This is a genomic window from Amycolatopsis sp. (assembly GCF_036008905.1).
Lineage (GTDB): Bacteria > Actinomycetota > Actinomycetes > Mycobacteriales > Pseudonocardiaceae > Amycolatopsis.
In genome coordinates this window covers 25,905-44,458 of the sequence record NZ_DASYMU010000064.1, presented here as the reverse complement: position 1 = coordinate 44,458, position 18,554 = coordinate 25,905, and the positions used below count along the sequence as shown (strand labels likewise).

Below are 18,554 nucleotides of genomic sequence, written 5' to 3'. Positions count from 1 at the left end.
CTTGAGCAAGCAGAACAGGCAGAAGCGGGCCGCGAAGGCGAAACAGCGCGCGGCCAAACAGCGGCAACAACCTTCGCCGGAACAGTCGTCGGCATACGACTTCACCGCACCGCCGCTTCCCGCCGACCTGATCGCGAACATGCTGCTGTCAGCGTCGTTCGAACGGGCCAAAGGCGACGTCGGAGCCGCGAAGGAATGTGCCGCCACCCTCGCTTCCCCACGTTTCCAGGGCACGACGAGGGATATCGAGACGGCCGCGCACCTGGCCACCGACCACGTGTTCATCCGGGTGTTCAGGGACGGCTGGCTGCCGGAGGACCTTTTCCAGATCACGCGCCGCCGGCTCGACCGGGTCGCCGTCAGCTATCTGGTCGACGAGCTCGCCGCGTACATGCGGCAGTTCGCACCGACGATCGTGCATCCGGTCTGGCGTGACCAGCTCGCGCAGATCGAGGCGGTCACCTGGTGGTCGCGGGACAAGCCGCAGCTAGGGCAGTGGGCGGCCAAAAACGTCCTCGATCTCGCGGAAGCGCTGGCCATCGTGATCGAAGTCCTTGGCCTCCTGATGACCCTGCATCCGGTGGCCGTGATCGCTCCGCTTCCCGGCACCGTGAAGAACCAGAAGGTGACCGCGCACCACGGCGTCGACGAGAAGATGCTGAGCCGGGTCCGCGCGCTGCTGGCGAAGGCCGAGTCGAGTTCGTTCCCCGAAGAGGCCGAAGCGCTCTCCGCCAAGGCGCAGGAACTCATGACCCGGCACGCCCTCGACAGGGTGCTGGTCGAAGCGGACACCTCCGCGCCCGCCATGGTCGGCACGCACCGCATCTGGCTGGACGCGCCTTATCTCGACGCGAAATCCTTGCTGGTCGAAATGGTGTCGAAGGCGAATCGCTGCCGGGCGATCTTCCACGCGTCGTGGGGATTCATGAGCGTGCTCGGCGACGAAAACGACCTCGAATCGGTCGAGCTGCTGACGACATCACTGCTGTTGCAGGCCACGAAAGCGATGCTCTCCGGCGGGAGCCAGACGACTCGCGGTGGCCAGTCCCGGACCCGTTCCTACCGACAGTCCTTCCTCGTGGCCTACGCGACGCGGATCGGTGAACGTCTGGAACGGACGAACACGACCACCATCGCCGAGGCACCGGACTCCGCCCGCTTGCTCCCGGTGCTGGTGTCCCGCCAGCAGAAGGTAGACGCGGAGTTCGACATCAGGTACCCGGCGACGGTGGGAAAGCACGTGTCGGTAAGCAATGCCGCCGGGTGGGGCGCCGGTACCGCCGCCGCCGACCGCGCACAGCTGGAAACCCGCCGCACGGTCGGCGGGTCGTAGAAGGTCGTGAGTGGCAACAAGTGTTAGAACACTCGTAGCCACTCACGAGCCACCCCCACAGCTGCGCCTACGTCACCGAGTCGGCTACTCGATGCGGCGGACCAGCCGGTCCAGCGCGGGCCGGTCCAGGGTGCTGAGTTTGAGGACTTCGGCTTCGTCGAGGGCGCCGCAGTCCAGGCCGCGAGTCAGGTACGCGGCGAGGGCCTGCGCGGTGGCGGGCTCGTCCATGACGCCGTTTTCCGTCTTCGCCGCGTAGTCGCGAAGCCGTGCCGAAGCGGCCGGGAAACCTTCGCGGAAGAAGGCGTACGTCGCCGCGAACCGGCTCGGCAGCTGATGCGGATGCAGGTCCCAGCCCTGGTAGAAGCCGTTTTCCAGGGACCGCCGCACCAGCCGCGTCTGCTCGGACCATGCGACACCGATGGCGTCACGATCGCCGACCGGGATCTTGTTCGTGGAGCCGTCGGACAGCCGGACGCCGGTTCCGGCGGCGGCCACCTGCATGAACTGCTTCGCGAAGTCGGCGGCTCGGTGTTCCATGCTCTGGTAGGCCGCACTGATGCCGACACCCGCGCTGTAGTCATAGGTTCCGTAGTGCAGCCCGGTGCAGCGCCCGGCCGCGGCCTGGATGATCCGCGCCACCGCGATGGTGCCGTCGGTGGCGAGAATCGATTGGGACGTCTCGATCTGGACCTCGAACTTCAGCGCGTGCGCGGTGAGCCCGTAGGCCGCTTCCAGCTTTTCGAGCACCTCCGCGCACGCCTCGACCTGTTCGACGGCCGTCACCTTCGGCAGCGTGACGACGAACCCGCCGGGCAGCGGACCGGATTCGAGGACTCCGGACAGGAAGAGATCCAACGTCCGGATCCCGCGCCGGCGCGTTGCCTGTTCGAAACTTTTGAACCGGATGCCCACGAACGGCGTGCCACCCGTGACAGCCAGCGTCCGCCCGGCCGCGACCGCCGCCGCGTCCTCGACGTCGTCGCCGGGGTTGCCGTAGCCGTCCTCGAAGTCGATCCGGAGATCCTCGATCGGCTCGGTGAGCAGCTTTTCCCTTACCCGGTCCGACACTTCGTCGTCGAGGCCGAGCAGGTCGCCGTCTTCGAGGAACACCCGAACTGCTTGCTTCCCCCAGTCCGCGACCATCCGGGCGCGGTACTGCGAGGCGGGCACGTACACCGTGTGCACGGGCTGGCGGCCGATCGGCTCACCGGGATACGCCGCCACCACCCGCGCGTCCGCCTCGGCGAGACGCGCGTCGATACCGGCGTAAACGCCGTCACTGAGCCGACCGGCCATGGAGTTACTTGATCCGTTCGTAGGCGGGGAGGGTCAGGAAGTCCGCGAACTGCTCGGCCAAAGCGACCTGCTCGAACAGTTCCACAGCCTCACCGAGGAACTCGGCCGGGATGACGTCGGCGAGCCCGGCACGGACCTCGCCGATCACCGTGCGGACCAGCTCTTCGCTGACCTTTTCACCGGTGTCGAGCTGCGTGCTGTTGTTCACCCACTGCCAGACCTGCGAACGCGAGATCTCCGCTGTGGCCGCGTCTTCCATCAGGTTGTGGATGGCCGCGGCGCCGTTCCCGCTCAGCCAGGACGCGATGTACCGGATGCCGACGTCGACCGCGGCCCGCAGCCCGGCGGCCGTCGCGCCGCCTTCGGTGCCAGACAGATCAAGGAGCTGGTCGGCCGTCACGTGGACATCGTCGCGGAGGCGGTCGAGCTGGTTCGGCTTGTCGCCGAGGACCTTGTCGAACTCCTCGCGGCAGATGTCGACCATGCCCGGGTGCGCCACCCAGGAACCGTCGAAACCGTCGCCGGCCTCGCGGCTCTTGTCGTCGCGGACCTTGTTCATCGCCTTTTCGGTGACCTCGGGGTCCTTGCGGTTGGGGATGAACGCGGCCATCCCGCCGATCGCGAACGCGCCACGCTTGTGGCAGGTGCTCACCAGCAGCTCGGTGTACGCGCGCATGAACGGTGCCGTCATGGTGACCGAGTTGCGGTCCGGCAGGACGAACCGCTCACCGGCGTCACGGAAGTACTTGATGATGCTGAACAGGTAGTCCCAGCGGCCGGCGTTGAGGCCCGACGCGTGGTCGCGCAGCTCGTAGAGGATCTCTTCCATCTCGAACGCGGCGGGGATCGTCTCGATCAGGACGGTCGCGCGGACCGTGCCGTGGTCGATGCCGAGTGCCTTCTCCGAGTGGGTGAAGACGTCGTCCCAGAGCCGGGCTTCGAGGTGGCTCTCCATCTTCGCCAGGTAGAAGTACGGGCCACTTCCCTTGGCCAGCAAGGCTTTCGCGTTGTGGAAGAAGTACAGCCCGAAGTCGACCAGCGCGCCGACGGCCTGGCGCCCGCCGATTTCGAGGTTGCGCTCGTCGAGGTGCCAGCCACGCGGGCGGACCACGATGGTGGCGTGCTCGACGTCGTCGCGGAGGTTGTAGCTCTTGCCGCCGCTCTCCAGCGAGATGGTCTCGCGCACGGCGTCACGCAGGTTGACCTGGCCGGAGACGACGTTGGCCCAGTGCGGGGTGTTGGCGTCTTCGAGGTCTGCCAGCCACACCTTGGCGCCGGAGTTGAGCGCGTTGATGGTCATCTTGCGGTCGGTCGGGCCGGTGATCTCGACGCGGCGGTCCCGCAGGGCGGCGGGGGCTTCGGCGACCTTCCACGCGGACTCGCGGATCTCGGCCGTCTCGGGCAGGAAGTCCAGTTTGCCGGTGCGCTTGGCCTCGTCGCGGCGCTTGCCGCGGGCCGCGAGCAGCTCGTCCCGCCGCGCGGCGAAGGCGTCGTGCAGGCCGCCGAGGAACTCCAGTGCCCCCGGCGTCAGGACCTCGTCGTCACGCTCGACCGAGCCGCCGAGCACCTGGACTTCAGACATGAGAACACCCATTCGATAGAAGACGTCCATACGTTTTTTACATCACGGACTATAGTTTCTGCATAGCGGAAGCTCAACGGGAACGTAAGGACGGTCATTCGTGGCGGAGGAGAAAACGGGACGCGATGGCGGCGTGCAGTCCCTGCAGCGCGCGTTCGACCTGCTCGAACTGCTCGCGGACGCCGGTGGCGAGGCGAGTCTGTCCGAGCTGGCGGTGCTGTCCGGACTGCCGATGCCGACGATCCATCGTCTCATCCGCACCCTGGTCGCACTGGGGTACGTGCGGCAGAACACGAACCGCCGCTACGCGCTCGGCGCGCGGCTGATCCGGCTCGGCGAGCACGCCAGCATGCAGTTCGGCACCTGGGCGCGGCCGCTGCTCACCGAACTGGTCGACGAGGTCGGCGAGACGGCGAACCTGGCCGTACTGGAACGCGACGAGGTCGTCTACGTGTCACAGGTGCCGTCGAAGCACTCGATGCGCATGTTCACCGAAGTCGGCCGACGCCTGCTGCCGCACGGGACAGGGGTGGGCAAGGCGATCCTTTCGCAGCTCCCGCCCGACGACGTGCGCGCGCTGCTGGAGCGCACCGGCATGCCCGCGTACACCGAGCACACCTTCACCGACGCCGACGCGCTGCAACGCCACCTCGTGAAGGTCGCGAAGCAGGGCTACGCGCTGGACGAGAGCGAGCAGGAACTCGGGGTCCGTTGTGTGGCCGTGCCTGTTCCGGGTGCGCCGACCCCGGCCGCCGTGTCCGTCTCAGGCCCTGAAGGGCGTCTGACGAAGGAAGCCGTTACGCGGATCGCGCCGGTGGTGCAGCGCATCGCCAACACGCTCGGCAGCGAGCTGGCGGCCCGAGCCCTCAGCGCCTAGGGCGCCGCGAGCAACTCTTCCCCAAAACGCCCTAGCCGAGAAGGGCGTCCACGAAGGCGCTGGGCTCGAAGGGGGCCAGGTCGTCGGGGCCTTCGCCGAGGCCGACGAGCTTCACGGGCACGCCGAGTTCGCGCTGCACCTGGAAGACGATGCCGCCCTTCGCGGTGCCGTCGAGCTTGGTCAGCACGATGCCGGTGACGTCGACGACCTCGGAGAACACCCGCGCCTGCATCAGGCCGTTCTGGCCGGTGGTCGCGTCGAGCACCAGCAGGACCTCGTCGACCTTGGCCTGCTTCTCGACGACCCGCTTGACCTTGCCGAGCTGGTCCATCAGGCCGGTCTTGGTGTGCAGCCGCCCGGCGGTGTCGATCAGCACGGCGTCCACGCCCGCTTCGACACCGCGTTTGACGGCCTCGAACGCGACGGCGGCGGGGTCCGCGCCTTCCTTACCGCGCACCACTTCGGCGCCGACCCGCTCGCCCCAGGTCTGCAGCTGCTCGGCGGCGGCGGCGCGGAAGGTGTCCGCTGCACCCAGCAGCACGGTGCCGCCCTGCGCGACGAGCACACGGGCGAGCTTGCCGGTCGTGGTGGTCTTGCCGGTGCCGTTGACCCCGGCGATCAGCACGACAGCGGGCTGCTTCACGCCGTCGACGATGTGGGGCAGCGCGCGGACGAACCGGTCCGAGTCGGTGGACAGCGCGGCCGTCAGCACCTCGTGGAGCACCGCGCGGGCGTCCTCCGAGGTCCGGACCGCGCGGCGGGTGAGTTCGTCGCGGAGGCGCTCGACGATCTCGGTCGTGGTCGCCGAACCGAGGTCGGCGATGAGCAGCGTGTCTTCGACTTCCTGCCAGGAGTCCTCGTCGAGGTCACCGGCGCCGAGCAGGCCGAGGAGGCCCTGGCCGAACACCGAGCGGGACTTCGACAGCCGTCCGCGCAGGCGCTCGATCCGGCCGGCCGCGGGCTCGATCTCGTCCAGGGGCGCGGCGGTTTCGGGCTCCGGCAGCGCGACGTCGACCAGCGGGCGCTTCGGGGCGTCACGCGGGACGGCGGCGTCGTCACCGACGGCGGGCTGGCCGTCGACCTCGGGCCGATCCTCGACGGGGTGCACCTCTTCGACAGGAGGAGCGGTCTTCTCACCGCCAGGGGCCAGCGCGATCCCGCCACCCGCCTGGTAGCTGCCTGCCTGCGGCTTCCGCTCGCGTTCGAGCCGCGCGGTTTCGTCGAGGCTGATCTTGCGGCGGCGCGCGATGACCAGGCCGGCGGCGAAGGCGAGAACCAGCACGACGACGGCGACGACAACGATCCAGAACCAGGGGGTGTTCGACACGGCCGCCATCTTCGCATCCGTGACGTGGCCACGCGGGATGGACCACCTTGGGAGAAGATAACGATGTGCGCCTTGGTTGAGCCAAAGTCCAACGAAACGGCTTGCGCCCGCACGGTCGCGTGGACTAAACCACTCCGGGTGGTCATGCACTTACGCGTCATAGGGCTCATTTCGGGAACGTCGATCGACGGGATCGACGTCGCCGCCGCCGAGCTGAGCGTCGACGGTGAAGAGGTACGCCTCACCCCTCTCGGCCATCTGGAACTCGAATACCCCGAGGGCCTGCGCGCCGACCTGCTCGCCGCGCTGCCGCCGAACTCCTGTACCGCGTCGGAGCTCACGCAACTGGACACGCGAGTAGGCCAGGCCTTCGCCGAAGCCGCGAACCTCGGCGTCGAGAACCTCGCCGACGGACGCGCGGATCTCGTCGCGTCGCTCGGGCAAACGATCTTCCACTGGGTGGAGGACGGCGTCGCCAAGGGAACGCTGCAGCTCGGCAGGTCCGCGTGGATCGCCGAGCGGACCGGACTGCCGGTCGCTGCGGACTTCCGGGCGCGTGACGTCGCCGCGGGCGGACACGGCGCCCCGCTCGCGAGCACTCTCGATGCGCTGTGGCTGCGCGGAATCGCCGACGAACGCGGGCATCCGGTGGCGGCACTCAACATCGGCGGCATCGCGAACATCACCGTGGTCGGCGAGAACGTCCTCGCTTATGACACCGGCCCCGGCAACGCGCTGCTCGACCTCGCCGCGCACCGGGTCAGCGGCGGCACGCTCCGCAGCGACATCGACGGCAAGCTCGCGCTGGACGGCGAAGTCCGGCCGGATCTCCTGGAGCGCCTCCTCGCCGACCCGTACTACAAGCGCGAACCGCCGAAGTCCACCGGCAAAGAGCATTTCCACACCACGTACCTCGACACCGCCCTCGCCGGGCTCACCGAAATCGCCGACGCCGATCTGCTGGCCACGCTCACCGAGCTGACCGCGGTCACGATCGCCGACGCCTGCTCCCGGCACGCGGTCGGCACGCTCGTCGCCTCGGGCGGCGGGGTCGAGAACCCCGCGCTCATGGCGGCGCTCGCCAGGCTGCTTCCCGGCGTCACGCTGGAAAGCAGCGACGCGCTGGGCTTCCCGAGCGCCGGCAAAGAGGCCTACCTGACGGCGTTGCTCGGCTGGCTCACCTGGTGCGGCGCTCCGGGCAACGTGCCTTCGGCGACCGGTGCCGCCGGGCCACGCGTTCTCGGGAGTATCACACCGGGTTTCGCGCAACTCGTGCTTCCGCACCCACTTACCGCTACCGTGACCCGACTGCGGGTAACGGGGGAACAGTCGGAAACGGTTGGAGAGATCCATGCGGCCACTTGATCTGGCGATCATCGTGATCTACCTGGCGGCGATGCCCGCCATCGGAGTCTGGGTCGGGCGGAAACAGAAATCCGCCGCGGACTACTTCGTCGGGGAGCGAAGTCTGCCGTGGCCGGCGGTGATGCTCTCGGTGGTCGCCACCGAGACCTCGACGCTGACCGTCATCAGCACGCCGGGACTGGTGTTCGGCAACGGATTCCTGTTCCTGCAGCTGGCTTTCGGCTACATCATCGGCCGGACCATCGCCGCGTTCGTGCTGCTGCCGCGCTACTTCCAGGGCCGGATGGTCAGCGCGTACGGCTACCTCGGCAAACGCTTCGGCTCAGGACTGCAGGGCACGGCGTCGCTGACGTTCGTGATCACCCGGCTGCTGGCCGAGGGCGTGCGGCTATTCGCCGGCGCCATCCCGATCAAGGTGATCCTGGCGCACTACGACGTGCACGTGGACTACTGGGTGATCGTGGTCGTGCTGACCGCGCTCACGCTGATCTACGCCTACGTCGGCGGGATCAAGGCCGTGGTGTGGGTCGACGTCATCCAGCTGACGCTGTACCTCGGTGGCGCCGCCGTCGCCGCGATCGTCCTGCTCGGCAAGCTGCCGGGCGACTGGGCGGGACAGGCGTCCGCGGACGGGAAGTTCATGCTGGTCGACTTCGGGAAGAATCTGTTGACCAGCCCGTACGCCTTCGTCACCGCGATTCTCGGCGGGGCCGCGCTGTCCATGGCCTCCCACGGCGCGGACCAGCTGATCGCGCAGCGCCTGATGGCCACGAAGAGTCTGCGCGACGGCCAGAAGGCGCTCATCGGCAGCGGGATCCTGGTGACCGTCCAGTTCGCGCTGTTCCTGCTCGTCGGCTCGATGCTCTGGGTGTTCTACGGCCGCCAGTCCGTGGCCCAGCTCGGCATGCAGAGCCCGGACGACGTGTTCTCGCGGTTCATCATCGACGACCTGCCCGTCGGCGTCTCTGGGTTGCTGATCGCCGGGGTGCTGGCGTCGACGATGGGCGCGCTGGCGTCCGCGCTCAACGCGCTGTCGACGTCGACCGTGGCCGACCTCTACCAGCGGTTCACCAAACGCTCACCGGAGGATTCGAAGCTGCTGCAACACGGGCGGATGTGGACGCTGATCTGGGCGGTGGTGTTCGCGCTGTTCGCGTCCTTGTTCTCCACCACCAAGAACTCGGTCATCGAACTCGGGCTCGCGATCACCGGCTACACCTACGGCGCGCTGCTCGGGGCGTTCCTGCTGGGACTGCTGATCAAGAAGGCCCGGCAGGTCGACGCCATCATCGCCTTCGTGACGACCGTCGTGGTGATGGCGTTCGTGATCCTCGGGGTGAAGTTCAGCGCCGCGTCCGGCTCGATCGTGGGGATCGACTTCAGCAAGGCGGCCGGGGACAAGGTGGCGCTCGCGTACCCCTGGTACACCCTGCTGGGCGTGGTGATCACCATGGTCGTCGGTGGGCTGTTGTCCTTGCGGCACAAGACTCCGGACCCGCTGGCGGCTGAATCGGAGAAGGCGCCGGAGCCGGTGGAGACGAAGTAGGGATGCCCTGACGCGCTATGAACGGACCCTTCCTGGCGAAAACTGCGAGGAAAGGTCCGTTCATAGCACTTGGCGACTAGGCCTCGGGAGTCTGGGCCTCGGGAGTCTCGGGCTCGGTCTCCGCGGCAGGGGCGTCAACCGGCGAAGCCGCTGCAACCGGCAAAGCCTCCGCAACCGGTGAAGCCTCCGCGACCGGCGCGAATTCCTCCGCGGGCACGAGCTCTTCGATGGGCTCGGCGTCCACCAGCGGTTCGGCGCCCACGATGACCTCGGCCACCGCGGGCTTCTTCCCAGCGGGAACGTCCGGGAGGATGTCCGCGCCCGGCTCGGCGATCTTCTCGCCCGCGCTGTTGCGCAGCCGCTGCGAGATGACCTTGGTGATGCCGTCGCCCTGCATGCTCACGCCGTACAGCGCGTCGGCGATCTCCATCGTCGGCTTCTGGTGGGTGATGATGATCAGCTGCGAAGCGGCACGAAGCTGCTCCAGCAGGGTGATCAGGCGGCGCATGTTCGTGTCGTCCAGCGCGGCCTCGACCTCGTCCATCACGTAGAAGGGCGAAGGACGGGCGCGGAAGATCGCGACCAGCATCGCGACGGCGACCAGCGACTTCTCGCCACCCGAGAGCAGCGAGAGGCGCTTGACCTTCTTGCCCGGCGGCCGGGCTTCGACGTCGACACCGGTGGCGAGCAGGTCGTTGGGCTCGGTGAGCACCATCCGGCCTTCGCCGCCCGGGAACAGCACGGAGAAGACGATCTCGAACTCGCGGGCGACGTCTTCGTAGGCCGAAGCGAACACCTCGAGGATCTTCTCGTCGACCTCCTTGATCACCTGCATGAGGTCCTTGCGGGTGTCTTTGAGGTCTTCGAGCTGCGTGGAGAGGAACTTGTAGCGCTCCTCCAGCGCGGCGAACTCCTCCAGCGCCAGCGGGTTCACCTTGCCGAGCAGGGTGAGGTCCTTCTCGGCCCGCTTGGCGCGCCGGGCCTGGGTGTCGCGGTCGTACGGGATGGGCTGCGGCGCGACGACGGACTCGCCGCGCTCCTTCAGCGACTCGTACTCGGCCATCTCGCCGGCGCTCGGCGGGACAGGCACGTGCGGGCCGTACTCCTCGACGAGGTCGGTGAGCCCGATACCGAAGTCCTCGGCGATCTTGGTTTCCAGCGTCTCGAGCCGCAGCCGCTGCTCGGCCCGCAGGACCTCGTCGCGGTGCACGGCGTCGGTCAGCTTTTCGAGCTCGCCGCTCAGTTCCCGGACCTTGCTGCGGATCTGCGTCAACGCGGTCTCGCGGGTCTGGCGCTGCGACTGCGCGTGGTCGCGCTCGGCGGCCGCGCGCTGCACGGAGATCTCGATGCGCTCCAGCGCGAGCTCACCGGCGTCGACGACCGCTGTCGCGACAGCGGCGCCGCGGGCCCGGGCGAGCCGGGACTTCGCCGCGCGCTCACGGGCTTGCTGCTCCGCGAAAGCCGCGCGCCGCAACGATTCCGCCTTACCGGCGATACTGCGCGACCGCTCTTCGGCTGTGCGCAGGGAAAGCCGGGACTCCATCTCCTCTTGACGAAGCGCGGCGAGGTCGTCGGCGGCCTGATCGCGCTCGGCGGTGTCGGGATCGTCGTCGACGGGCTCGTCGGAGAAGACGGAAAGCCGCTCCTCCAGCTCTGCCAACGCCGTGAGCGCCTGCTCGCGGCTCTCCTCGACCTTCGCGCGCTGGTTGCGCAGCCGCTCGACCTCGGCCTGGGCCGTGCGGGCGGCCTGCTGCATCCGGTTCAGCCGCTCCGACGAGCGCGCCTTGCGGACCTTGGCTTCTCCCAGGGCGTCCTTGGCCTGGCTGACCTCGTCACGACGGGCCTGCTGCTCGGCCTTGGCACCTTCGAGCTCGGCGGCATAACGCTCAAATGCGCGTTCCGCGGCGATGAGCCTGTCCTGCGCCTCGTCGACAGCGGCCTGGACCTCGATGACGCTCTCGCTGCGCGAGGAGCCGCCAACCGCCCAGCCCTTACCGAAAACGTCGCCTTCAGGGGTGACCGTGCTGATGTCCGGGTACACCGCGACCAGCCGTCGAGCCGAGTCGAGACCGTCCACAATGGCCACTCGATCGAGTGCCCGTTCGACAGCGGGACGCAGCGCTTCCGGCGCGGTGACGACTTCGCGAGCCCAGCGCGCGCCGGGCGGCAACGACGGCCAAGCACCAGTGTCCGCTGAGGACTCAAAGCCACCAAGGAGAATGCCGGCACGACCGGAATCGTTGTTCTTCAAGAACTTCAGCGCGGCGATCGCGTCTTCACCACCGGCGACGGCGACGGCGTCGGCCACCGGGCCGAGCGCCGCGGCGAGGGCGACCTCGTGTCCGGCTTCGACGGTCAGCAGCGCGGCGACGGAGCCGAGCAGTCCGGGAAGCTGGTGCGACGCGCCGAGCAACGCGCCGGCGCCGTCCTTGCGCTTGAGCCCCATGGACAACGCGTCGACCCGGGCGCGCTCGGACGCGATGTCCCGCTCAGCGGCACGTTCCGCCTTGACGAGCTCTTCGACCCTGGACTTGGCCGCGTTGTTCGCCGCGACCACACGATCGTGCCTGGCCTGCAGGTCCGAGTCGTCGGACTCCTCGATGCCGCCCTCGGCGCGGGATTCTTCGAGCTCCTCCACCGCGAACTCGGCGCGGGCACTGGCCTCGTCGAGCGAGCTGGTGAGCCGCTCGATCTCGTCGGAGGTCGCGCCGTTCTTGCTGCGCAACGCCTCCACCTGGCCGGTGAGCTTCGCGAGGCCCTCACGGCGATCGGCGATGGCGCGGACCGCGGCCATATGCGCGCGCTCCGCCGCCTGCACGAGGTGTTCCAGCTGCTCACGACGCTGGACGGTCTCCGAGAGCATCATGCGGGCCTCGGAAACGGCCTCGGCGAGCTCCTGCTCCTGCTCGGCGACCTGCTCCGCCTCGGCGAGCAGCTCCTCGGGGTCGCGGCCGCCGCTGTGGGCCTCCACATCGGCCGTCAGATGACGCTGACGCTCGACAGCGAGCCGCACGGTGCCGCGCAGCCGCTCGGCCAGCGCCGACAGCTTGTACCAGGTCTCCTGCGCCGAAACGAGCAGCGGCGCGTCCTCGGCGAGTGAGGATTCCAGCTCCTGTTCCTCGGCGGTGACGACTTCGAGAGCCTGCTCGACCTCGGCGCGACGCCGTCGGGCGGCGTTCTCGTCCTCTTCTTCCCGCGCGATGCCTTCGCGCTGGGTGACGAGGTCGTCGGCCAGCAGCCGGAGACGGGAATCCCGCAGCTCGGACTGCACGGACTGGGCCTTGCGCGCGATCTCCGCCTGCTTGCCGAGCGGCTTGAGCTGGCGGCGGAGCTCCGTGGTCAAGTCACCGAGGCGGTCGAGGTTGACCTGCATCGCGGTGAGCTTGCGGAGCGCCTTTTCCTTGCGCTTACGGTGTTTCAGGACCCCGGCGGCCTCTTCGATGAACGCGCGGCGCTCTTCGGGCTTGGCTTCCAGGATCTGGGCGAGCTGCCCCTGCCCGACGATGACGTGCATCTCGCGGCCGATACCGGAGTCCGACAGCAGTTCTTGGACGTCCATCAGGCGGCAGGTCTTGCCGTTGAGCTCGTACTCGGAGGCGCCGTCGCGGAACATCCGCCGCGTGATGGCGACCTCGGAGTACTCGATCGGCAGGGCGCCGTCGGCGTTGTCGATGGTCAGGGTCACTTCGGCGCGCCCGAGCGGCGCGCGACCGGCGGTGCCGGCGAAGATGACGTCCTCCATCTTGCCGCCACGCAGGTCCTTGGCGCCCTGGGTGCCCATGACCCAGCGCAGCGCGTCGAGCACGTTGGACTTGCCGGAACCGTTCGGGCCGACGACACAGGTGATGCCCGGCTCGAAGCGCAGCGTGGTGGCCGAGGCGAAGGACTTGAAGCCCTTAAGCGTCAAGCTTTTCAGGTGCACTGGGTGCTGACCTCTCCGGCTCCGGGATTACGTTTCAATCGTCCAAGGCTACCTGGGGGTCGCCCGGGACCGTGGGATGCGGGGCCCAACCTGGCGCGCCATACCACCGCGAGCGCCTCAAGCGCAACATCCGTCCCATCCGTATCGCCGGCGCGGTAGCAAGGGAGCTTTACTGCCGCGAGACGGTAGTAAACGGCTCCCTTGCTACCGCTCCACGAACCCGACAATGCTGCCTTTCGGCGCAGACCACCGTTCGATGACCTTGTCGACACGTCCGGGTGATTCTCCGGACCGCAAAGCGGCCAACAACCGCTCACAGTGGTCCCGGCGACCCTCCGCAACCACCTCGACACGCCCGTCCGGGAGGTTGCCCGCGCTGCCCACGAGCCCGAGCGCCAACGCCTTGCTCCGGGTCCACCAGCGGAAACCGACCCCCTGCACGGTGCCGTGCACCCAAGCGGTGAGACGGATGGCCTCTTGTTTGTCACTCACGTGGCCCATGGTGCCCTATGAACCGAACGCGGACAGTTAACACGGCGTCCGGACGAGCTCGCAGAGGGTGAGCCAACGGTGATATCGTCCCCGCCGGGGTCCACTCCGCGGGCTAACTCGTCCGGGTAGTTTGTTGGCCATTCACACGAACCCCACACAGCTTGTCTCCCGTCCCCTGTAAAGAGACCAGTCCCCGGCACATCACATCACGCAAGGAGCCAGCATGCCCCGTCCCGACGGGTCAGATTCGAGCACCCGCGTTTCCGTGGCGCCGCCACGTGAGCCGCAGGGCTTGATGCAGCGCGCCGGTTTCGCCGTTCTCGCCGTCGGCGGGGTCGTCGTCGCCACCGCTTTCGCCGCGATCGCCGAACTGGCCAGCCCCGGTGCGGGTATCGGTGCCAGCGGCACAGGCCCCGGCGGCGGCCAAGGCACCACTCCCGGTATCGAGGTCCTCCAGGGCAGCGGGGTGCCCGGCGCCCCGATGACCGTCCCCGGTTCCGGCGCCCCCGGCGACCCGACCTCCACGACTCCGACCACGGTGGCCAGTACCGGCGCCGACGGCAAGACCACGACCTCGGTCCTGCCGCCGCCCGCCCCCGGCCAGCCGAACGTCCCCATCCCGCCCGGCACCACGATCGTCCCCCCGCGCAACGACCCCCCGTCGACGCCGACCACCCCGACGACGAAGCCGTCCACACCGAGCACCCCGACGACACCCACAACTCCGACCACGCCGTCATCGGACCCGACGCCGACGCCGACTACGCCGTCAACGCCCAGCCAGGACCCGACCAAGCCGGAGTAGCACGCTTGCCGTGAAGGCCTCCTTCCCAGCGCCAGACGCCAGGAAGGAGGCCTTCACTGCATCTGCGACTGCCGCCATCTGTCGACAGATGGCGACAGTCGTCAAACCTCGAAGCGGTAGCCCATTCCGGGTTCGGTGAGCAGGTGCCGGGGCCGGGAGGGTTCGGGTTCGAGTTTCCGGCGGAGCTGGGCGAGGTAGACCCGCAGATAGTGCGACTCCGTCTCGTAAGACGGTCCCCACACCTCGTTCAGCAGCTGTTTCTGGGCCACCAAACGACCACGGTTGCGGGCCAGCAGCTCGAGCACTCCCCACTCCGTCTTCGTGAGGTGGACTTCCTTGCCGTCCTTGCGCACCTTCTTCGCGACGAGGTCGATGGAGAACGACGCCGTGTTGATGATCGCCTCGACGCCGTCCGAAGAGGACACCGCCGAGCGCCGGACGGCCGCGCGGAGGCGGGCGAGGAGTTCGTCCATGCCGAACGGTTTCGTGACGTAGTCGTCGGCGCCCGCGTCGAGGGCCTGCACCTTGTCCGACGAGTCGCCGCGCGCGGAGAGCACGATGATCGGCACGGTGGTCCAGCCGCGCAGGCCCGCGATGACCTCGTTGCCGTCCATATCGGGCAGGCCGAGGTCGAGCACGACGACGTCCGGCTTGGTCTCGGCGACAGCGCGCAGGGCCGCGGTGCCGTCGTGAGCGGTGATCACGCGGTAGCCGCGCGCGGTGAGGTTGATCCGCAGCGCCCGCACGATCTGCGGCTCGTCGTCGACCACCAGCACGGTGGCCTTCGGCGCACCCGGTTCAGGGTTCGTCATCGGACCTGCTCCCCCCTCGCGAGCTCGTCGATCGCGAGCAAGTCCTTCTCCGGATCCTGCCCGCGGTAAGCGGGCAACGAGATCACCACGGTGAGCCCGCCCCCTGGCGTGTCCTCGGCGCGGACGCTCCCGCCCATCGCCTCGGTGAACCCCTTCGCCACCGACAGTCCCAGCCCGACACCGGGCGTGGCATCACGGTCGCCAAGGCGTTGGAAGGGCGCGAAAGCCGACTGCGCGGTGCCCTTCTTCAGCCCGCGTCCGTGGTCGATGATCCGGAGCTCTACGTGCTCGGAATGCGTGCTCGCCCGCGCCGAGATCGGCTCGTCGGAAGCGCCGTGGCGCAACGCGTTGTCGAGCACGTTCGCGACCACTCGTTCCAGCAGCCCGGGATCGGCGAGCACGGACGGAAGGTGCTCGTCCACCTTGACCACCACGGCCGCCGAACCGTCCACATTGGTCAGTGCGTGCGCGACGACCTCGTCGTAGCCGACCGGACGCAGATGTGGCCGGACCGCACCGGTCGCGAGCCTCGACGAGTCGAGCAGGTTGTCGACCAGCCCGGCCAGCCGGTCGGCCGATTCCTCAGCGGTGGCAAGGAGTTCCTCGGTGTCCTCCGGTGACAGCTCGATGTCCCGCGCCCGCAGGCTGCCGATGGCGGCCTTGATCGAGGTCAACGGCGTGCGCAGGTCGTGGCCGACGGCCGAGAGCAACGCCGTGCGCAGTTCCGTCGCCTCCGCCTTGCGTTCGGCCTTCGACGCCGCGTCCGCCGCGCGTTGCTGCCGAAGGGAAAGCAGTGCCTGCCCGGCCGCGGCTTCCAGCACTCGACGGTCCGCCGCGGGCAGCGCCCGCCCGCGCAACGTCAAATGGACGTCCGCGGTCACCGCGATGTCGACGTCGGCCTCGTCCGGGTCGGCACACGGGTTGACGCCCGACTGCTCGACGAGCTTCCAGCCCCCGTCCCGTTTTTCCAGCAGTGCCACGGAAGTCAGCCCGAAGTTCTCCCGCACCTTCTCCAGCAGCCGCGAGATCGGGTTGACGTGGGTCAGCACGGTCCGCGCGTACGAAGCCAGCAGCGCCGCTTCCGTACGCGCCCGCGCGGCCTGCGTAGCCCGCCGCGCGGCCGTGTCCACGACCAGAGCCACCAGCAAGGCCACCACCACCATCGCCACCAGCGTGACGACGTTGCGCGGCGAGTGCACCGCCAGCGTGTACAGCGGCGGAGTGAAGAAGAAGTTCAACAACCCCGCCGAGAAGATCGCCGCCACCACAGCGGGCCCGACACCGCCGACACGTGCGACGATCACCGTCGCGAGCACGTAGTCGACGACGTCGGTGGAGAAGTCCAGCTGCCGGCTCAGCACGACTCCGGCGACGGTCGCCAGCGACGGCAGCACCACCGAAAGCACCCAGCCGAGCACCCGCCTCGACGCCGTCAGCGGGCTCCGGTTCAGCTTCGCCCGAAGCCGCCCGCCCGCGTGCGCGTGCGTCACCATGTGCACGTCGATCGGCCCGGACTGCTGCACCACGGCCGCGCCGACACCGCCGTCGAACAGCCGCGCGATCCTCGACCGGCGCGAAGTGCCGATCACCAGCTGGGTCGCGTTGACTCCGCGCGCGAAGTCCAGCAGCGCGTTCGGGACGTCGTCGCCGACCACGGTGTGGAAGGTCGCGCCGACGTCTTCGGTCAGCTTCCGGTACTTCCCGATGGCCACCGGCGAAAGCCCGGCGAGCCCGTCGCCGCGTAGGACGTGCAGCACCAGCAGTTCGGCGCCGGCGCGCGTCGCGATCCGGCTGCCCCGCCGGATCAGCGTCTCGCTCTCCGCGCCGCCGGTGATCGAGACGACGATCCGCTCCCGCGCCTCCCAGGTGTCGGTGATCTGCTGCTCGGCGCGGTAGCGCTGCAACGCGACGTCGACCTGGTCGGCGACCCACAGCAGCGCCAGTTCCCGCAGCGCGGTGAGGTTCCCCGGCCGGAAGTAGTTGCCGAGCGCGGCGTCGATGCGCTCGGCGGAGTAGATGTTGCCGTGCGCCAGCCTGCGCCGCAGCGCCTCGGGCGTGATGTCGACCAGCTCCAGCTGCTCCGCCTTGCGGACCACCTCGTCCGGGATGGTCTCCTGCTGGGTGACGCCGGTGATCCGCTCGACGACGTCGTTGAGACTCTGCAGATGCTGCACGTTGACCGTGGACAACACGTCGATGCCCGCGACCAGCAGCTCTTCGACGTCCTGCCAGCGTTTCTCGTTGCGCGAACCCGGCACGTTGGTATGCGCGAGCTCGTCGACGATGGCCACCTCGGGCTTACGGGCGAGCAGCGCGTCGATGTCCATCTCGGCGAACTGGTGCCCCCGATGGAACACCCTGCGCCGCGGCATGACCTCGATCCCCGCGAGCAGGTCGGCGGTCATCTTGCGGCCGTGCGTCTCGACGAGCCCGGCGACGACGTCGGTCCCCCGCTCGAGGCGGCGCCTGGCCTCGCCCAGCATGGCAAACGTCTTGCCGACGCCCGGCGCCGCGCCGAGGTAGATCCTCAGTTCCCCTCGGCGCGGCTTGACCGGCTGTTCTTCGTCCACGCCGTTCAGTCTGCTCTCATCGGGACTCAACGGCTTGGACGGCGAGGTTGAGCTTGAGCACGTTCACCCCGGGGATGCCGATCCCGTACCCGGTCGTGTTGTCCTCGACCAGTTGCCGGACCTTGTCCTCGGTGACGCCGGTGACCCGGGCCACGCGGGCGATCTGCAGATCGGCGTACGCGACGCTGATCGACGGGTCGAGGCCGGACGCCGAGGCCGTCACCGCGTCGGCGGGCACCTTGTCCGGCGTGACGCCTTCGCGCTGGGCGATGGCGTCCTTGCGGTCCTGGATCAGTTTGGTCAGGTCCCCGTTGTCGGCGCTCTTGTTCGACGCGCCCGACGTCGACGGGTCACCGGGGCCGAGCGGGTCCGAGGAGCCCGCCGACGGCCGGTTGTGGAACCACGGGTCGTTCGCCGGGTCCGCCGCGACCGGGTCGATCCCGATCAGCGACGAGCCGACGGCCTGGCCGTTCTGCGTGATCACCGAACCTTCGGCGTTGGCCTGCAGGCCGGGAATCTGCCCCACGGCCCACACCCCGAGTGGGTAGACCACCCCGAGCAGGACGGTCAGGACCAGGAGCACGCGCAAACCGGCGGCGCTCTGTTTGAGCAGGATCTTCATGACGA

General features: G+C 68.8%; 13 protein-coding genes. 5 read left to right on the top strand and 8 right to left on the bottom strand.

The genetic code is table 11. The features are described 5' to 3' along the window. Position 1: 1 nt before the first annotated feature. Positions 2-1,333 carry a DUF2786 domain-containing protein gene (locus VGP60_RS12555; protein ID WP_327548131.1) on the top strand — a complete coding sequence of 444 codons (1,332 nt, stop codon included), beginning with the start codon at positions 2-4 and terminating at the stop codon, positions 1,331-1,333. Between the two features lie 84 nt (positions 1,334-1,417). On the opposite strand, the gene VGP60_RS12550 is transcribed toward VGP60_RS12555, so the two are convergent. Next, positions 1,418-2,629 carry a DUF6986 family protein gene (locus VGP60_RS12550; RefSeq protein WP_327548130.1) on the bottom strand — a complete coding sequence of 404 codons (1,212 nt, stop codon included), beginning with the start codon at positions 2,627-2,629 and terminating at the stop codon, positions 1,418-1,420. Positions 2,630-2,633: 4 nt separating this feature from the next. Continuing rightward, positions 2,634-4,211, bottom strand: a complete 1,578-nt coding sequence (gene aceB, locus VGP60_RS12545) for a malate synthase A (protein WP_327548129.1) — start codon at positions 4,209-4,211, stop codon at positions 2,634-2,636. A gap of 100 nt (positions 4,212-4,311) precedes the next feature. On the opposite strand from aceB, the gene VGP60_RS12540 reads away from it, so the two are divergent. After that, positions 4,312-5,088 carry an IclR family transcriptional regulator gene (locus VGP60_RS12540; protein ID WP_327548128.1) on the top strand — a complete coding sequence of 259 codons (777 nt, stop codon included), beginning with the start codon at positions 4,312-4,314 and terminating at the stop codon, positions 5,086-5,088. 31 nt (positions 5,089-5,119) lie between these two features. On the opposite strand, the gene ftsY is transcribed toward VGP60_RS12540, so the two are convergent. Next, positions 5,120-6,415, bottom strand: a complete 1,296-nt coding sequence (gene ftsY / locus VGP60_RS12535; protein ID WP_327548127.1) for a signal recognition particle-docking protein FtsY — start codon at positions 6,413-6,415, stop codon at positions 5,120-5,122. Between the two features lie 144 nt (positions 6,416-6,559). On the opposite strand from ftsY, the gene VGP60_RS12530 reads away from it, so the two are divergent. Beyond that, complete coding sequence (locus tag VGP60_RS12530; protein ID WP_327548126.1) at positions 6,560-7,780, top strand: anhydro-N-acetylmuramic acid kinase; 1,221 nt, start codon at positions 6,560-6,562, stop codon at positions 7,778-7,780. Continuing rightward, positions 7,767-9,326: a sodium:solute symporter gene (locus VGP60_RS12525; RefSeq protein ID WP_327548125.1), complete on the top strand. Its 1,560-nt coding sequence runs from the start codon at positions 7,767-7,769 to the stop codon at positions 9,324-9,326. The genes VGP60_RS12530 and VGP60_RS12525 overlap by 14 nt, the downstream gene beginning before the upstream one ends. A gap of 76 nt (positions 9,327-9,402) precedes the next feature. Here VGP60_RS12525 and smc read toward each other — a convergent pair whose 3' ends face one another. Next, entirely contained in the window at positions 9,403-13,248 is a 3,846-nt protein-coding gene (gene smc, locus VGP60_RS12520; protein ID WP_327548124.1) for a chromosome segregation protein SMC, read from the bottom strand. 204 nt (positions 13,249-13,452) lie between these two features. Continuing rightward, the gene (locus tag VGP60_RS12515; protein ID WP_414640332.1) at positions 13,453-13,740 is read right to left on the bottom strand and encodes an acylphosphatase; all 288 of its coding nucleotides are present in this window, start codon (positions 13,738-13,740) and stop codon (positions 13,453-13,455) included. A gap of 223 nt (positions 13,741-13,963) precedes the next feature. Here VGP60_RS12515 and VGP60_RS12510 point away from each other — a divergent pair, with 223 nt between their 5' ends. Then, positions 13,964-14,545, top strand: coding sequence for a hypothetical protein (locus VGP60_RS12510; RefSeq protein WP_327548122.1), 582 nt, complete (start codon positions 13,964-13,966; stop codon positions 14,543-14,545). A gap of 101 nt (positions 14,546-14,646) precedes the next feature. Here VGP60_RS12510 and VGP60_RS12505 read toward each other — a convergent pair whose 3' ends face one another. The 3 genes from VGP60_RS12505 to VGP60_RS12495 are packed head-to-tail and all read right to left on the bottom strand — an operon-like array spanning position 14,647 to position 18,549. Beyond that, a complete protein-coding gene (locus tag VGP60_RS12505) occupies positions 14,647-15,357 on the bottom strand; it encodes a response regulator (protein WP_327548121.1) in 711 nt (236 codons plus the stop codon). Further along, positions 15,354-17,927, bottom strand: coding sequence for a sensor histidine kinase KdpD (locus VGP60_RS12500; RefSeq protein WP_327548120.1), 2,574 nt, complete (start codon positions 17,925-17,927; stop codon positions 15,354-15,356). Before VGP60_RS12500 ends, VGP60_RS12505 begins: the two co-directional genes overlap by 4 nt. 16 nt (positions 17,928-17,943) lie before the next feature. Then, entirely contained in the window at positions 17,944-18,549 is a 606-nt protein-coding gene (locus tag VGP60_RS12495; RefSeq protein ID WP_327548119.1) for a potassium-transporting ATPase subunit C, read from the bottom strand. Between the last annotated feature and the right edge of the window lie 5 nt (positions 18,550-18,554).

Excerpts from the sequence above, each read along its gene's own strand:
- VGP60_RS12525 (WP_327548125.1), top strand. The coding sequence starts at position 7,767 with ATGCGGCCACTTGATCTGGCGATCATCGTGATCTACCTGGCGGCGATG.
- aceB (WP_327548129.1), bottom strand. The coding sequence starts at position 4,211 with ATGTCTGAAGTCCAGGTGCTCGGCGGCTCGGTCGAGCGTGACGACGAG.
- VGP60_RS12505 (WP_327548121.1), bottom strand. The coding sequence starts at position 15,357 with ATGACGAACCCTGAACCGGGTGCGCCGAAGGCCACCGTGCTGGTGGTC.
- VGP60_RS12495 (WP_327548119.1), bottom strand. The coding sequence starts at position 18,549 with ATGAAGATCCTGCTCAAACAGAGCGCCGCCGGTTTGCGCGTGCTCCTG.
- VGP60_RS12510 (WP_327548122.1), top strand. The coding sequence starts at position 13,964 with ATGCCCCGTCCCGACGGGTCAGATTCGAGCACCCGCGTTTCCGTGGCG.
- VGP60_RS12530 (WP_327548126.1), top strand. The coding sequence starts at position 6,560 with ATGCACTTACGCGTCATAGGGCTCATTTCGGGAACGTCGATCGACGGG.
- VGP60_RS12550 (WP_327548130.1), bottom strand. The coding sequence starts at position 2,629 with ATGGCCGGTCGGCTCAGTGACGGCGTTTACGCCGGTATCGACGCGCGT.